Here is a 17,011-nt window from a genome sequence, read left to right on the forward strand (position 1 = left end):
TTGCTCATGGGTGGAACGTTGACTATTCGGCACACTTCACTGACTTTCTCCTAGTACTGCTTCGGCGTGGAACGGATGGAAGCGGAGAGGGGTGTCGGGCACGCTGTTGGGTGTCTGAGGGAATGAATCCCCTCATTCGCCGGCCCCAGTGCACTCGAACCGGTTGGTTCGGGGTGATGGGTGGCTGGTCGTTGTTTGAGAACTGCACAGTGGACGCGAGCATCTGTGGCCAAGTTTTTAAGGGCGCACGGTGGATGCCTTGGCACCAGGAACCGATGAAGGACGTGGGAGGCCACGATAGTCCCCGGGGAGCCGTCAACCAGGCTTTGATCCGGGGGTTTCCGAATGGGGAAACCCGGCAGTCGTCATGGGCTGTCACCCGCTGCTGAACACATAGGCAGTGTGGAGGGAACGAGGGGAAGTGAAACATCTCAGTACCCTCAGGAAGAGAAAACAACCGTGATTCCGGGAGTAGTGGCGAGCGAAACCGGATGAGGCCAAACCGTATACGTGTGAGACCCGGCAGGGGTTGCGTGTGCGGGGTTGTGGGATCTCTCTTCTGTCGTCTGCCGGCGACAGGACGAGTCAGAAACCGTTGATGTAGGCGAAGGACATGCGAAAGGTCCGGCGTAGAGGGTAAGACCCCCGTAGTCGAAACATCAGCGGCTCGTTTGAGAGACACCCAAGTAGCACGGGGCCCGAGAAATCCCGTGTGAATCTGGCGGGACCACCCGCTAAGCCTAAATATTCCCTGGTGACCGATAGCGGATAGTACCGTGAGGGAATGGTGAAAAGTACCGCGGGAGCGGAGTGAAATAGTACCTGAAACCGTGTGCCTACAAGCCGTGGGAGCGTCGCGCATTGAGTTTACTCAGTGCGTCGTGACTGCGTGCCTTTTGAAGAATGAGCCTGCGAGTTTGCGGTGTGTTGCGAGGTTAACCCGTGTGGGGAAGCCGTAGCGAAAGCGAGTCCGAATAGGGCGATTCAGTAGCGCGCTCAAGACCCGAAGCGGAGTGATCTAGCCATGGGCAGGTTGAAGCGGAGGTAAGACTTCGTGGAGGACCGAACCCACCAGGGTTGAAAACCTGGGGGATGACCTGTGGTTAGGGGTGAAAGGCCAATCAAACTCCGTGATAGCTGGTTCTCCCCGAAATGCATTTAGGTGCAGCGTCGTGTGTTTCTTGCCGGAGGTAGAGCACTGGATAGGCGATGGGCCCTACCGGGTTACTGACCTTAGCCAAACTCCGAATGCCGGTAAGTGAGAGCACGGCAGTGAGACTGTGGGGGATAAGCTCCATGGTCGAGAGGGAAACAGCCCAGAGCATCGACTAAGGCCCCTAAGCGTACGCTAAGTGGGAAAGGATGTGGAGTCGCAGAGACAACCAGGAGGTTGGCTTAGAAGCAGCCACCCTTGAAAGAGTGCGTAATAGCTCACTGGTCTAGTGATTCCGCGCCGACAATGTAGCGGGGCTCAAGCGTACCGCCGAAGTCGTGTCATTCATACAATAGGGCCAACGCCTGTATGGATGGGTAGGGGAGCGTCGTGTGCCGGGTGAAGCAGCCGCGGAAGCGAGTTGTGGACGGTTCACGAGTGAGAATGCAGGCATGAGTAGCGATACAAACGTGAGAAACGTTTGCGCCGATTGACTAAGGGTTCCTGGGTCAAGCTGATCTGCCCAGGGTAAGTCGGGACCTAAGGCGAGGCCGACAGGCGTAGTCGATGGATAACCGGTTGATATTCCGGTACCCGCTGTGAAGCGTCAAACATCGAGCATCGTGATGCTAAGGCCGTGAAGCCGTTCCGGACCCTTCGGGGAATGGAAAGTGGTGGAGCCGCCGGCCCAAGCGGTTAGTAGGTGAGTGATGGGGTGACGCAGGAAGGTAGTCCAGCCCAGGCGGTGGTTGTCCTGGGGTAAGGGTGTAGGACGCAAGGTAGGCAAATCCGCCTTGCACATAGTCTGAGACCTGATGCCGAGCCGATTGTGGTGAAGTGGATGATCCTATGCTGTCGAGAAAAGCCTCTAGCGAGTTTCATAGCGGCCCGTACCCTAAACCGACTCAGGTGGTCAGGTAGAGAATACCGAGGCGTTCGGGTGAACTATGGTTAAGGAACTCGGCAAAATGCCCCCGTAACTTCGGGAGAAGGGGGGCCATCACTGGTGATCGGATTTACTCCGTGAGCTGGGGGTGGCCGCAGAGACCAGCGAGAAGCGACTGTTTACTAAAAACACAGGTCCGTGCGAAGCCGTAAGGCGATGTATACGGACTGACGCCTGCCCGGTGCTGGAACGTTAAGGGGACCGGTTAGTCCTGTTTCGACAGGGCGAAGCTGAGAACTTAAGCGCCAGTAAACGGCGGTGGTAACTATAACCATCCTAAGGTAGCGAAATTCCTTGTCGGGTAAGTTCCGACCTGCACGAATGGCGTAACGACTTCTCGACTGTCTCAACCATAGGCCCGGTGAAATTGCACTACGAGTAAAGATGCTCGTTTCGCGCAGCAGGACGGAAAGACCCCGGGACCTTTACTACAGTTTGATATTGGTGTTCGGTTCGGCTTGTGTAGGATAGCTGGGAGACTTTGAAGCATGCACGCCAGTGTGTGTGGAGTCGTCGTTGAAATACCAGTCTGGTCGTGCTGGATGTCTAACCTGGGTCCGTGATCCGGATCAGGGACAGTGTCTGATGGGTAGTTTAACTGGGGCGGTTGCCTCCTAAAGAGTAACGGAGGCGCCCAAAGGTTCCCTCAGCCTGGTTGGCAATCAGGTGTTGAGTGTAAGTGCACAAGGGAGCTTGACTGTGAGACCGACGGGTCGAGCAGGGACGAAAGTCGGGACTAGTGATCCGGCGGTGGCTTGTGGAAGCGCCGTCGCTCAACGGATAAAAGGTACCCCGGGGATAACAGGCTGATCTTCCCCAAGAGTCCATATCGACGGGATGGTTTGGCACCTCGATGTCGGCTCGTCGCATCCTGGGGCTGGAGTCGGTCCCAAGGGTTGGGCTGTTCGCCCATTAAAGCGGTACGCGAGCTGGGTTTAGAACGTCGTGAGACAGTTCGGTCCCTATCCGCTGTGCGCGTAGGAATATTGAGAAGGGCTGTCCCTAGTACGAGAGGACCGGGACGGACGAACCTCTGGTGTGCCAGTTGTCCTGCCAAGGGCATGGCTGGTTGGCTACGTTCGGGAGGGATAACCGCTGAAAGCATCTAAGCGGGAAGCCTGCTTCGAGATGAGTATTCCCACCTCCTTGAGAGGGTAAGGCTCCCAGTAGACGACTGGGTTGATAGGCCAGATATGGAAGCCTGGTAACGGGTGGAGTTGACTGGTACTAATAGGCCGAGGGCTTGTCCTCAGTTGCTCGCGTCCACTGTGTTGGTTCTGAAACCACGAACAGCCTCATGTGCCACACATGACGGTTTGATTGTTTCATAGTGTTTCGGTGGTCATAGCGTGAGGGAAACGCCCGGTTACATTCCGAACCCGGAAGCTAAGCCTCACAGCGCCGATGGTACTGCAGGGGGGACCCTGTGGGAGAGTAGGACGCCGCCGAACTAAATTTGATAAAAGGGTTGGTCCCTGAACTTCGGTTCAGGGACCAACCCTTTTTTGTTGTCCTTAACCTGGTGTTCACGTCGTCCCCCGAACATGTGCCGCATGGGTACCGCAGCAATGCTCAGGGCCGCCGGCGTGGGAGCCGGGGACGAAGTCGTCGTACCTGCCTTCGGGAACGCCGAAGTCGCCGAGGCGGTCGCCCTGGTGGGCGCACAGCCGGTGTTCGCCGACATAGACCCGGTCACCTACTGCCTGGACGCGGACTCCGTCGCGGCCACCGTCACGGACCGGACCGCGGCCGTCGTCGTGGTCCACCGGTTCGGCCGGCGGGCCGATGTGCAGCCGCTGCGTGAACTGGGGAACCGGCGCGGGCTGTTGGTGCTGGAGCGGGGTGAAGCCGATGCTCCGGACGAGGAGTTGGTGCGGCGTCGGGAGCGGGCCGCCTATCTGGACGCCCGGCTCAGGGGAGTTGGGACACCGGACGGCGGCGAGGGGCACACCTACCAGCAGTACGTGGTGCGGGTGCCGGGCAACGGCCGGCCCGACCGGGACGCGTTCGCACGCGCCCTGCGGGCCAGGGGAGTCGCCTGCCGGATTCCGGTCCAGACCCCAGCGCACCGGCTGCCCGGCTTCCGGCGTTCCGGCTGGACGCTGCCGGAGACCGAGCGGGCCGCGGACGAGACGCTCGCGCTGCCTGTCGACCCGGCCCTGACGAAGCGGGAGATGCAGCGGATCGTCTCCGCCTGCAATGCCCTTGGCGGACTGCTCCAGCCCGCTTTCTGAACAAGCGGCGAACGGATTTGGGAAGCCGAGCCCGTTCAGGGTACGATCTTCTTGTTGCCGCGAGGGAAACCTCAAAAGCGACAAGGCCCCCATAGCTCAGTCGGCAGAGCGTCTCCATGGTAAGGAGAAGGTCAACGGTTCGATTCCGTTTGGGGGCTCAGCGATAAAGGCCCCACCCGTATCGGGTGGGGCCTTTCGCATGCCCGCACGCAGGCCCGCCCGGCGGGGCGGGCCAGGGGACTTCAGTCCTGCTGAAGTCCCGGAACCCGCATCGCCAGGATGGCCATGTCGTCCGAAGGCGCGTCGGAGGCGAACCGCTCCACCGCGCGCAGCACGCGCGCCGCGACCGCGCCGGCCGTGAGTCCCGTACAGGTCGTCAGGACGTCGGCGAGGCCGTCGTCGCCGAGCATGCGGGTGCCCTCGCGGCGTTCGGTGACGCCGTCCGTGACGCAGAGGAGGACGTCGCCGGGGTCGAGGGTGACCGTCTCCTCGTACAGCTCCAGGTCCTCGATGACGCCGAGGAGAGGCTGGGGTTCGGCGGCCGCGGTGACCGTGCCGTCCTGGCGCAGGCGCAGCGGGAGCGGGTGGCCGGCGCAGACCACCTTCAGCTCGGCGCCGCCGTTGTCCTGCGGGCGCAGCTCGCCGTAGAGCAGGGTCAGGAAGCGGCTGCGGTCGCCCTCGTCGAGGATGGCGGAGTTCAGGCGCTCCAGGACCGCCGGGCCGCTGAGGCCCTCGCGGGCGAGCAGGCGCAGGGCGTGCCGGGCGAGGCCGGTGACGGCGGCCGCGTTGGGGCCGGTGCCGCAGACGTCGCCGATGGCGAAGCCGTACGCGCCGTCGCCGATGGGGAAGAGGTCGTAGAAGTCGCCGCCGACCTCGTTGCCCTCGCCGGCCGCGCGGTAGATGACGTCGACCTCGACGCCGTCGATGGGCGGGAGGCCAGGGGGCAGGAGGCTGCGCTGGAGGGACTGGCTGATGGCCGTGCGCTCCGAGTACAGGCGGGCGTTGTCCAGGGCCAGGGCGGCCCGGCGGGACAGGTCCTCGGCCAGTTCCAGGATCTCCTGGCGGAAGTGTTCGTCGGTGGGCTTGCCGAGGGTCAGCATGCCGATGACGCGGTTGCGGGCCACCAGGGGCAGGACGACGGTCTCGCCGCCGACCGCCGAGGCCGTCGCCAGGGTCGGGCCGATGCTGGAGGCGAGCTGCTGGGTGGGGCCGCCGGAGAGGCCCAGGCTGCGCATGGAGCTGCGCAGGGCCGCCTGGTGGGCGACCTCGCCGGGCAGCGGCCAGACGCGGGCTCCGGGGGTCAGTACCGGGTCGGGCGGCGGGATCTTCGACAGCAAGGACTTGATGCCGTCGATGAACTCCTCGTCCTCGTGCAGCACATAGGACAGGTACGGGTCGGCGGACTGTTCGCTGATCGTGTAGACCGCGCACCAGGTGGCCAGGGTCGGCACGGTCATCTGGGCCATCAGGGCAAGGGTCTGGTCGCGGTCCAGGGTGCCGGCGAGCAGGTCGGACGCCTCGACCAGGAAGCTCAGTGAGCCTCTGCGCAGCCGCTCCAGCTCGCCGAGGCGGGCGGACTCCACAGCGAGCGCGATGCGGTCGGCGGCGAACTGCAGGCGCAGCGCCTCCTCGTTGGAGTAGCGGCCCGGTGCCTCGGCCGCGACGCCGAGGGAGCCGGTGAGGCGCCCTTCGACCTTGAGCGGCACGGTGACCACCGAGCGCATGCCGGTGCCCGCCAGGAGCGGCACGGCGGCGCTGGGGATGGCGTTCAGGTCGTCGTGGACGGCGGGCATGCGGGCGGAGCCGTAGCGGCCGGGGCCGGCCTCGACGGGGACGCGGGCGAAGCGCTGGCGGGTGGAGGGCAGGCCGGTGGAGGCGCGGACCTCTAGTTCGGTCTCGTCGTCGGTGGCGAGGAGCAGGAAGGCGGAGTCGCCGTCGAGCATGTCGCGGGCGCGCTCGACCGTGCGCTGGAGGAGTCCGTCCAGGTCGTCGGGGGCGGGGGAGCCGATGAAGACCTCGAAGGGGTCCGCGCTCGGGCCGTCGGAGCCGCCCTGGTCGCCGGTGGGGACGCGGGAGGGGGTCTGGAGGACGGCGCGCTCGTGGTCGCGGACCAGCAGGCAGACGGTGGAGGGCTCGCCGCCGGTGTCCCGGACGCGCAGGTGGGAGGCGTAGACGGGGGAGACGCGGCCGTCGGCGCCCCGGACTCCGTAGCTGCCCTCCCAGCGGGAGAGCTGGAGCGCCTCGGCGATGCCGGTGCCGGTGCCGGGGGTGTGCGGCCAGGCGGCGAGGTCGGTGAGGGGCTTGCCGACGACGTCGCTCGCCGGGTAGCCGAAGAGTTCCTCGGCGTCCTCGTTCCAGGCGCTGACGCAGCCCTTGCGGTCGATCTGGAGGACGGCCACCCGGACCCGGCTGTCGGCCAGCGGGAGCAGGTCGGGCGGGAGGGCCGGTCCGGCGGCGCGGGTGCCGACCGGGCGTTCGGGCAGGTCGAGCTGGAACCAGACGTTCTTGTGCGTGGGGGTGTACTCGACGCCCCAGCGGGTGGCGAGGGCCGCGCACAGTTGCAGGCCGCGGCCGCCCTCGCGGTCGGGGCTGCCCATGACGGCGTGCGCGCTCTGCAGCGGCACCTCGCGCTCGGGGTAGCGGTCGGAGACCTCGATGCGTACGCCCTGGTCGGTGCGCAGGCACAGGACCTCGGCCTCGGTGCCCGCGTGGACCACGGCGTTGGTGACCAGCTCGCTGGTGAGCACCACGGCGTCGTCGACGATGTCCGCGAACCCCCAGCCCTGGAGGGTGTCGCGGACGAAGGCGCGGGCGGTCGCGACCGAACGCCCGACGGGCTCGAAGCTGGCGGCCGCGCGGGCGGTGATCACGGAACTCCTTGCGTGGTCGTCGACGTGCGGGGCCGGCGGGCCGGCCGGTCCGGACCGCTGCTGCGGGGTCCGCTCGCCCTTCGGGCGTGGCTCCGGGGGAGGTCCCCCCGAGATCAGTCCGGTGGTCATCCTCTGCGGCCGCCCCTCCGATGCCCGTGTCCTTCTCGTGCCGCCGCCCAGGCCGGTCGGGCCGGTGCGGCTGGACAGCCGGATGCAAGGTTACTTACCTTCGCCGTCGCAGTGGATGCCGGTCGCCGGTGATTACCCCCCACGGTGTGCGAACCGTGTGCGAAGCTGCCGAACTGTTATGGCCTGGTTCGGCAGGGGTGAAACACTGGGCAGGATTTTGATGAAGGTCGGTTCGGGCTGCGTGCGTTCCGCGCACGAAGGGCAGCAGCCCCAGGACGCGGCCGGGCACGGCAGTGGCGGTCTACCCCTCCGGGAGGGACACAGTGGAGTCTGGCGCAGCGACGCGGGGCAATAAGACGCGCGCGAAGGGCCGGCCGTCCCCGCGCAGGAGCGGTGGCGTCACCGAGGTGGACACGGCCGCCCTGAACCGGTTGCTCTCCGCGCTGGAATCCATGCGCGACGGGAACTTCCGCAAGCGGCTCACGGTGTCCGGCGACGGTGTGATGTCGGAGATCGCGGCGGTCTTCAACGAGGTGGCCGACCGCAATCTGCACCTGACCGGTGAGCTGGCGCGGGTGCGGCGTACGGTCGGCCGGGAGGGCAAGCTCACCGAGCGGCTGGAGACGGGCGCCTGTGAGGGTTCCTGGGCGGCCGCGGTGGAGAACTCCAACGCGCTGGTCGACGATCTGGTGTGGCCGGTGTCCGAGGTCAGCAGGGTGCTGACGGCGGTCGCGGAGGGTGATCTGTCGCCGCGCATGGACCTGCGCACCGAGGCGCCGGACGGGACCGGGCATCCGCTGCGGGGCGAGTTCCTGAAGGTCGGCCGGACCGTCAACAACCTTGTCGACCAGCTCTCCACCTTCACCGACGAGGTCACGCGGGTGGCCATCGAGGTCGGCACCGACGGCAAGCTCGGCGGGCAGGCGAAGGTGCGGGGCATGTCGGGTTCCTGGAAGGACCTGACGGAGTCCGTCAACACGATGGCGAACCGGCTCACCGCGCAGGTGCGGGACATCGCACTGGTGACGACGGCGGTCGCGGGCGGTGATCTGTCGCGGAAGGTCACCGTGCAGGTGGCCGGCGAGATGCTGGAGCTGAAGAACACCGTCAACACGATGGTGGAGCAGCTCTCCTCGTTCTCCTCCGAGGTGACGCGGGTGGCCCGCGAGGTGGGCACCGAGGGCATCCTGGGCGGTCAGGCGCAGGTGCCGGGCGTGGCCGGGGTGTGGAAGGAGCTGACCGACTCCGTCAACACGATGGCCGGCAACCTGACCCTGCAGGTGCGCGGGATCTCCCAGGTGACGACGGCCGTGGCCAACGGTGACCTCTCGCAGAAGGTGACCGTGCCCGCGCGGGGCGAGGTGGCGCAGCTCGCCGAGACGATCAACCAGATGACCGAGACGCTGCGGATCTTCGCGGACGAGGTCACCCGGGTGGCCAACGAGGTCGGTGCCGAGGGCCGGCTCGGCGGGCAGGCGAACGTGCCGGGCGCGGCGGGTACCTGGAAGGACCTGACGGACTCCGTCAACACGGTGTTCCGGAACCTCACCACGCAGGTGCGGGACATCGCCGCCGTGACGACCGCCGTGGCCAGCGGTGACCTGTCGCAGAAGGTCACCGTCGACGTGGCGGGCGAGATGCTGGAGCTGAAGAACACGGTCAACGGGATGGTGGACCAGCTCTCGGCGTTCGGTGCCGAGGTGACGCGGGTCGCGCGGGAGATCGGTGTCGAGGGTGAGCTGGGCGGTCAGGCGCAGGTGTCCGGCGCGGCCGGCACCTGGAAGGACCTGACGGACTCGGTCAACACCGCGTTCCGCAACCTCACCGGTCAGGTGCGCAACATCGCCCAGGTGACGACGGCGGTGGCCAACGGCGATCTGTCGCAGAAGGTCACCGTGGACGTGTCCGGTGAGATGCTCCAGCTCAAGAACACCGTGAACACGATGGTGGACCAGCTCTCCAGCTTCGCCGACCAGGTGACGCGGATGGCCCGGGACGTGGGCACCGAGGGCCGGCTCGGCGGTCAGGCGCGGGTGGACGGGGTGTCGGGCACCTGGAAGGAGCTGACGGACTCCGTCAACTTCATGGCCGGGAACCTCACCTCCCAGGTGCGCAACATCGCCCAGGTGACGACGGCGGTGGCCAACGGCGACCTCTCGCAGAAGATCGACGTGGACGCGCGCGGCGAGATCCTGGAGCTGAAGAACACCATCAACACGATGGTGGACCAGCTCTCCGCCTTCGCCGACCAGGTGACCCGGGTGGCCCGGGACGTGGGCACCGAGGGCCGGCTCGGCGGTCAGGCGCAGGTGCCGGGCGTGGCCGGGGTGTGGCGGGACCTCACCGATTCGGTGAACGGCATGGCGGGGAACCTCACCGCCCAGGTCCGCAACATCGCCCAGGTCGCCACCGCGGTCGCGCGCGGTGACCTCTCCCAGAAGATCACCGTGGACGCGCGCGGGGAGATCCTGGAGCTGAAGAACACGCTGAACACGATGGTGGACCAGCTGTCGTCGTTCGCGCAGGAGGTCACCAGGGTGGCCCGTGAGGTGGGTACGGAGGGCATGCTCGGCGGCCAGGCCGAGGTGCAGGGTGTCTCCGGCACCTGGAAGGACCTCACCCAGTCGGTGAACTTCATGGCCAACAACCTGACGATCCAGGTGCGCAACATCGCCGAGGTCACGACGGCGGTGGCCAAGGGCGACCTGTCGAAGAAGATCACCGTCGACGCCAAGGGCGAGATCCTCGAACTGGTCACCACCGTCAACACGATGGTCGACCAGCTCTCCAGCTTCGCCGAGCAGGTGACCCGGGTGGCCCGTGAGGTGGGCACCGAGGGCATCCTGGGCGGGCAGGCGCACGTACCGGGTGTCACGGGCATCTGGAAGGACCTGAGCAACAACGTCAACCTGATGGCCAACAACCTGACCATGCAGGTGCGGAACATCTCGCAGGTGGCGTCGGCGGTGGCCAACGGTGACCTGACGCGGCAGGTCACCATCGAGGCGCGCGGTGAGGTGGCGCAGCTCGCCGACACCATCAACACGATGGTGAAGACGCTGAGTTCGTTCGCCGACCAGGTCACCAAGGTGGCCCGTGAGGTGGGTACGGACGGCATCCTGGGCGGCCAGGCGCACGTGCCCGGGGTGGCGGGCACCTGGAAGGACCTCACCGAGTCGGTGAACGGGATGGCGTCCAACCTGACCGGCCAGGTGCGCAACATCGCCATGGTCACGACGGCGATCGCCAAGGGCGACCTGACCAAGAAGATCGACATCGACGCGCGGGGCGAGATCCTGGAGCTGAAGACGACGATCAACACGATGGTCGACCAGCTCTCCAGCTTCGCCGAGGAGGTCACCCGCGTGGCCCGCGAGGTGGGCACCGAGGGCCAGCTCGGCGGCCAGGCACGGGTGCTGGACGTGGACGGCACCTGGCGGGATCTGACCGAGTCGGTGAACGAGATGGCCGGGAACCTGACCCGGCAGGTGCGTGCCATCGCCAAGGTGGCGACCGCGGTGACCCGTGGCGACCTGAACCTGAAGATCGACGTGGACGCGTCCGGGGAGATCCAGGAACTCCAGGACTACATCAACAAGATGATCGCCAACCTGCGTGACACCACGATCGCCAACAAGGAGCAGGACTGGCTCAAGGGCAACCTCGCCCGGATCTCGGCGCTGATGCAGGGCCGCCGGGACCTGGAGGACGTCGCCTCGCTGATCATGAGCGAGCTGACCCCGGTGGTGTCCGCGCAGCACGGCGCGTTCTTCCTGACCATGCCGCTGCTGGACGGCCAGGATCTCGCCGGGGACGGCGAGGAGAAGTACGAGCTGCGCATGCTCGGCTCCTACGGCTGCTCCACGGGCGCGATGCCGACCTCGTTCCGGCCCGGTGAGGGGCTGATCGGGACGGCCGCGCAGGAGAAGCGGACGATCCTGGTCAGGGATGTGCCGAGCGGCTATCTGAAGATCTCCTCGGGGCTGGGGGAGGCCCCGCCGGCGCAGGTCATCGTGCTGCCGGTGGTGTTCGAGGGCAATGTGCTCGGGGTGATCGAGCTGGCGTCGTTCACGCCGTTCACGCACATCCAGCGCGACTTCCTGAACCAGATCGCGGAGATGATCGCGACCAGCGTCAATACGATCTCCGTCAACACCAAGACCGAGCAGCTGCTCAAGCAGTCGCAGTTGCTGACCGAGCAGCTCCGGGAGCGGTCGGCGGAGCTGGAGAACCGGCAGAAGGCGCTGCAGTCCTCCAACGCCGAACTGGAGGAGAAGGCCGAGCTGCTGGCCCGGCAGAACCGGGACATCGAGGTGAAGAACACCGAGATCGAGGAGGCCCGGCAGGTCCTGGAGGAGCGCGCCGAGCAGCTCGCGGTGTCGATGCGCTACAAGAGCGAGTTCCTCGCCAACATGTCGCACGAGCTGCGTACGCCGCTCAACTCGCTGCTGATCCTGGCCAAGCTGCTCGCCGACAATGCGGAGAGCAACCTGTCCCCGAAGCAGGTCGAGTTCGCCGAGACCATCCACGGCGCCGGGTCCGACCTGCTCCAGCTCATCAACGACATCCTGGACCTGTCCAAGGTCGAGGCGGGCAAGATGGACGTCTCCCCGACGCGGATCGCGCTGGTCCAGCTGGTGGACTACGTGGAGGCGACCTTCCGCCCGCTGACCGCCGAGAAGGGCCTGGATCTTTCGGTGCGGGTCTCCCCGGAGCTGCCCGCCACCCTGCACACCGACGAACAGCGCCTGCTCCAGGTGCTGCGCAACCTGCTGTCCAACGCGGTGAAGTTCACCGACTCCGGCTCGGTGGAGCTGGTGATCCGGCCCGCCGGGGCGGACGTGCCCCAGGTCATCCGGGAGCAGTTGCTGGAGGCCGGGGCGCTCACCGACCCGGACGCCGATCTGATCGCGTTCTCGGTGACCGACACCGGTATCGGCATCGCGGCCAGCAAGATGCGGGTGATCTTCGAGGCGTTCAAGCAGGCCGACGGCACGACCAGCCGCAAGTACGGCGGCACCGGCCTCGGTCTGTCGATCTCGCGGGAGATCGCGCAACTGCTCGGCGGTGAGATCCACGCGCAGAGCGAGCCGGGACGCGGGTCCACGTTCACGCTGTACCTGCCGCTGCACCCCAGCCAGTTCCCGCCGCAGGGCTACCAGCAGTCCGTGCCCCCGCTGGAGGCCGGTGAGCTGGTCGCCTCGGAGGCGCATCTGTCGGCCAGGCTGACGGAGCCCCGGGCCGAGACGCCGGCCGAGGTGACGTCGTACCGGGAGACGCAGAACGGGCCCGCCGCGCTCTTCCGGCGGCGCCGCCGGAGCCTGCCGGAGGCCGAGGCGCGGCCGGAGCAGCCGATCACCGTGGAGCAGCCGGAGGACACCGAGCGGCCGGTGAGCGCGGTGCGGTTCGGCGGCGAGAAGGTGCTCATCGTCGACGACGACATCCGCAACGTCTTCGCGCTCACCAGCGTCCTGGAACAGCACGGCCTGTCGGTGCTGTACGCCGAGAACGGCCGCGAGGGCATCGAGGTCCTGGAGCAGCACGACGACGTGGCCGTGGTGCTGATGGACATCATGATGCCGGAGATGGACGGGTACGCAACCACGACGGCGATCCGCAGGATGCCGCAGTTCGCGGGGCTGCCGATCATCGCGCTGACGGCGAAGGCGATGAAGGGCGACCGGGAGAAGGCGCTGCAGTCCGGTGCCTCGGACTACGTCACCAAGCCGGTCGACCCGGACCATCTGCTGGGTGTCATGCGACAGTGGATGCGGCCGGAGTGACGGGTCGACAGGACCGGTCACGGGGGCGCGGTTCAAAGCGCGGGCCAGGTGTGGGAACCTCGGATTCCGGGAACCTTCCAGGCTCTGCCCGCGTTTGAACCGTGTGCACCGTGACATCGCGGTGACAGGGTGTGGCGACAGGCGGGGTGCGGCTACGATGACCGGCACAAGGACGGGCGGCGAAAGGGAGTCGTCCTCTGGGGCGGCGCCCGGTGTACCGCCGGGGCGAGGAGGGCGGGCCATGGTGCAGAAGGCCAAGATCCTCCTGGTCGATGACCGGCCGGAGAATCTGCTGGCGCTGGAGGCCATCCTCTCTGCGCTCGATCAGACGCTGGTGCGGGCATCGTCCGGGGAGGAAGCGCTCAAAGCACTGCTCACGGACGATTTCGCGGTCATCCTGCTGGATGTCCAGATGCCGGGTATGGACGGTTTCGAGACGGCCGCGCACATCAAGCGGCGGGAGCGGACCCGGGACATCCCGATCATCTTCCTCACCGCGATCAACCACGGCCCGCACCACACCTTCCGGGGTTACGCGGCGGGCGCGGTCGACTACATCTCCAAGCCGTTCGACCCGTGGGTGCTGCGCGCCAAGGTCTCGGTGTTCGTCGAGCTGTACATGAAGAACTGCCAGCTCCGGGAGCAGGCGGCGCTGCTGCGGCTCCAGTTGGAGGGCGGCCAGCAGGACACGGTCGACAACAAGGAGCCCGCCGGGCTGCTCGCGGAGCTGTCCGCGCGGCTCGCCGCCGTCGAGGAGCAGGCCGAGGCGCTCTCCAAGCAGCTGGACGACGAGTCCGCCGACGCGGCCGCGGTGGCCACGGCCGCGCATCTGGAGCGCAAACTCACCGGTCTGCGCCGGGCGCTGGACGCCCTGGAGCCCGGTGCGGACGGCTCCGCCCCTCTCCCGCCACCGAGTTGACGCCCCGCCGGATTTCCGCCACCCCATGAGCGGGCGTCAATTCGACGTCCTGCCAAGGGCGACACGAACGGGTGAAGCAGTGGGCACACGTGTCCGCTGTCGTCTCCCCCGGTAACCTCGGTCCCATGGCCTCACGTCCCTCCGCAGCCAAGAAGCCGCCCGCCAAGAAGGCGGCCGCTCCCGCGAAGGCTCCGGCGAGGAAGGCGGTCGCCAGGAAGGCCCCGGCCAAGAAGGCGCCGGCCCGCCGGGCTCCGGTCCGCAAGGCACCGCCCAAGCCCGCGCCGCGCCCGCCCGGTGGCCTGTACCGACTCGTCCGCGCCGTCTGGCTCGGCATGGCGCACGCCGTCGGCGCCGTGTTCCGGGGCATAGGGCAGGGCGCGCGCAACCTCGACCCGGCCCACCGCAAGGACGGCATCGCCCTGCTGCTGTTCGCCGTCGCGCTGATCGTCGCCGCCGGCACCTGGGCCGACCTGAGCGGACCCGTGGGCGACCTGGTGGAGATCCTGGTCACCGGCTCCTTCGGCCGCCTCGACCTGCTGGTGCCGATACTGTTCGCGGTCATCGCCGTCCGCTTCATCCGGCACCCCGAGCAGCCGGAGGCCAACGGCCGGATCGTCATCGGCCTGTCCGCGCTCGTCGTCGGCGTGCTCGGCCAGGTGCACATCGCCTGCGGCTCGCCCGCCCGGGACGACGGCATGCGGGCCATAAGGGACGCCGGCGGCCTCATCGGCTGGGCCGCCGCCACCCCGCTGACGTACACGATGAGCGAGGTGCTCGCCGTACCGCTGCTGGTGCTGCTGACCGTGTTCGGGCTGCTCGTGGTGACCGCCACCCCGGTCAACCACATCCCGCGCCGGCTGCGCGCCCTCGGCATCCGCCTGGGCGTGCTGCACGACTACGCGGCCGACCTGGACGACGTCGAGGGCGTCGAGGGCTACGATGAGCAGTGGCGCGACGAGCCGCCCGCGCGCCCCCGTACCCGCCGCGCGGGCCCGCAGGACCACGACCCCGGAACGGCCGAGGACGAGGCGCTCACCCGGCGCCGCCGCCCCCGCCGCTCCGCGCGCTCCGAGCCGCGCGAGATGGACGCGATCGACGTGGCCTCGGCGGCCAGCGCCGCGCTCGACGGCGCCGTGCAGCACGGCATGCCGCCGTCCCCGGTCGTCGCCGACCTCACCCAGGGCGTGAGCGTGGGGGACCGCGAGGAGACCACCCCGGTCCCCGTGCCCTCCCCGGCGCCGTCGTCCCGGCCGGTGCCGGGCAGGAAGAACACCGACTCGGGCGTCCTCGACCTCACCAAGGCGCCCCCGGAGCCGCCCCGCGAGATGCCCGCCCGCGCGGAGCAGCTCCAGCTCTCCGGGGACATCACCTACTCGCTGCCCTCGCTGGACCTGCTCACCCGGGGCGGCCCCGGCAAGGCGCGCAGCGCGGCCAACGACGCCGTCGTGGACTCCCTGCGCACGGTGTTCTCCGAGTTCAAGGTGGACGCGGCCGTCACCGGCTTCACCCGGGGTCCGACGGTCACCCGGTACGAGGTCCAGCTCGGCCCGGCCGTGAAGGTCGAGCGGATCACGGCGCTCGCCAAGAACATCGCGTACGCCGTCGCCAGCCCGGACGTGCGGATCATCAGCCCGATCCCCGGCAAGTCGGCCGTCGGCATCGAGATCCCCAACACCGACCGGGAGATGGTCAACCTCGGTGACGTGCTGCGGCTCGCGCAGTCCGCCGAGGACGACGATCCGATGCTGGTCGCCTTCGGCAAGGACGTCGAGGGCGGCTATGTGATGCACTCGCTGGCCAAGATGCCGCACATGCTGGTCGCCGGCGCCACCGGCTCCGGCAAGTCGTCCTGCATCAACTGCCTGATCACCTCGATCATGATGCGGGCGACCCCCGAGGACGTCCGGATGATCCTGGTCGACCCCAAGCGCGTCGAGCTGACCGCCTACGAGGGCATCCCGCACCTGATCACGCCGATCATCACCAACCCCAAGCGCGCCGCCGAGGCCCTGCAGTGGGTGGTGCGCGAGATGGACCTGCGCTACGACGACCTCGCCGCCTACGGCTTCCGGCACATCGACGACTTCAACCGCGCCGTGCGCGAGGGCAAGGTCACCCCGCCGCCGGGCAGCGAGCGCGAGCTCCAGCCGTACCCCTACCTGCTGGTGATCGTGGACGAGCTGGCCGACCTGATGATGGTCGCCCCGCGTGACGTCGAGGACGCGATCGTGCGCATCACCCAGCTCGCCCGCGCAGCCGGCATCCACCTGGTACTGGCCACCCAGCGGCCCTCGGTGGACGTGGTCACCGGTCTGATCAAGGCCAACGTGCCTTCCCGGCTGGCCTTCGCCACCTCCTCGCTGGCCGACTCCCGCGTCATCCTCGACCAGCCCGGCGCCGAGAAGCTGATCGGCAAGGGCGACGGGCTGTTCCTGCCCATGGGCGCCAGCAAGCCGACCCGGATGCAGGGCGCGTTCGTGACCGAGGAAGAGGTCGCGGTCGTCGTCCAGCACTGCAAGGACCAGATGGCGCCGGTCTTCCGGGAAGACGTCACCGTGGGCACCAAGCAGAAGAAGGAGATCGACGAGGACATCGGCGACGACCTCGACCTGCTCTGCCAGGCCGCCGAGCTGGTGGTCTCCACACAGTTCGGGTCGACGTCCATGCTCCAGCGCAAGCTGCGGGTCGGCTTCGCCAAGGCGGGCCGGCTGATGGACCTCATGGAGTCCCGGAACATCGTCGGACCGAGTGAGGGTTCCAAGGCTCGTGATGTTCTTGTGAAGCCTGACGAGCTGGACGGCGTGCTCGCCGTGATTCGCGGGGAGTCTGACGGATAGGGCTTCGGGCCACCCGGCGTGTCGGGACTGCGCCGGGTGGCGGCACCACCGTGATCCACCCGTTAAACATCGGCGGGCAACCGTTTCCCTTCGCAGTACGTCAAGTTGAGCGAGAGCAGGGGTACAGGTACCGGCCTGGG

The 17,011-nt window shown here is 67.5% G+C and carries 5 protein-coding genes, 1 tRNA gene and 2 rRNA genes; 7 read left to right on the forward strand and 1 reads right to left on the reverse strand.

The genetic code is table 11. From position 1 onward, the window contains the following. The first annotated feature begins 227 nt into the window (after positions 1-227). The 4 genes from D0Z67_RS21650 (at position 228) to D0Z67_RS21665 (ending at position 4,491) form a co-directional block, all read left to right on the forward strand. Positions 228-3,350 (forward strand): 23S ribosomal RNA (locus D0Z67_RS21650). 83 nt (positions 3,351-3,433) lie between these two features. Continuing rightward, positions 3,434-3,550, forward strand: a 5S ribosomal RNA gene (rrf, locus tag D0Z67_RS21655). Between the two features lie 117 nt (positions 3,551-3,667). Beyond that, positions 3,668-4,333: a DegT/DnrJ/EryC1/StrS family aminotransferase gene (locus D0Z67_RS21660; protein ID WP_031183045.1), complete on the forward strand. Its 666-nt coding sequence runs from the start codon at positions 3,668-3,670 to the stop codon at positions 4,331-4,333. A gap of 85 nt (positions 4,334-4,418) precedes the next feature. Next, positions 4,419-4,491: transfer RNA gene (locus D0Z67_RS21665), tRNA-Thr, on the forward strand. Between the two features lie 84 nt (positions 4,492-4,575). Here the strand turns inward: D0Z67_RS21665 and D0Z67_RS21670 are convergent. After that, positions 4,576-7,332, reverse strand: a complete 2,757-nt coding sequence (locus D0Z67_RS21670) for a SpoIIE family protein phosphatase (protein WP_037775788.1) — start codon at positions 7,330-7,332, stop codon at positions 4,576-4,578. A gap of 323 nt (positions 7,333-7,655) precedes the next feature. Here D0Z67_RS21670 and D0Z67_RS21680 point away from each other — a divergent pair, with 323 nt between their 5' ends. The 3 genes from D0Z67_RS21680 to D0Z67_RS21690 all read left to right on the forward strand — a co-directional run bounded on the left by D0Z67_RS21680 (position 7,656) and on the right by D0Z67_RS21690 (position 16,871). Beyond that, positions 7,656-13,115: a HAMP domain-containing protein gene (locus D0Z67_RS21680; RefSeq protein WP_107059634.1), complete on the forward strand. Its 5,460-nt coding sequence runs from the start codon at positions 7,656-7,658 to the stop codon at positions 13,113-13,115. 241 nt (positions 13,116-13,356) lie between these two features. Beyond that, complete coding sequence (locus D0Z67_RS21685) at positions 13,357-14,034, forward strand: response regulator (RefSeq protein ID WP_031183048.1); 678 nt, start codon at positions 13,357-13,359, stop codon at positions 14,032-14,034. A gap of 125 nt (positions 14,035-14,159) precedes the next feature. Then, complete coding sequence (locus D0Z67_RS21690; RefSeq protein ID WP_031183049.1) at positions 14,160-16,871, forward strand: DNA translocase FtsK; 2,712 nt, start codon at positions 14,160-14,162, stop codon at positions 16,869-16,871. Positions 16,872-17,011 lie beyond the last annotated feature (140 nt).

This window comes from Streptomyces seoulensis (assembly GCF_004328625.1).
In the GTDB taxonomy this organism is placed as follows: domain Bacteria; phylum Actinomycetota; class Actinomycetes; order Streptomycetales; family Streptomycetaceae; genus Streptomyces; species Streptomyces seoulensis.

Bases quoted from the DNA above. Each gene is read 5' to 3' on its own strand.
- D0Z67_RS21660 (WP_031183045.1), top strand. From the start codon at position 3,668: ATGCTCAGGGCCGCCGGCGTGGGAGCCGGGGACGAAGTCGTCGTACCT.
- D0Z67_RS21670 (WP_037775788.1), bottom strand. From the start codon at position 7,332: ATGACCACCGGACTGATCTCGGGGGGACCTCCCCCGGAGCCACGCCCG.
- D0Z67_RS21685 (WP_031183048.1), top strand. From the start codon at position 13,357: ATGGTGCAGAAGGCCAAGATCCTCCTGGTCGATGACCGGCCGGAGAAT.
- D0Z67_RS21690 (WP_031183049.1), top strand. From the start codon at position 14,160: ATGGCCTCACGTCCCTCCGCAGCCAAGAAGCCGCCCGCCAAGAAGGCG.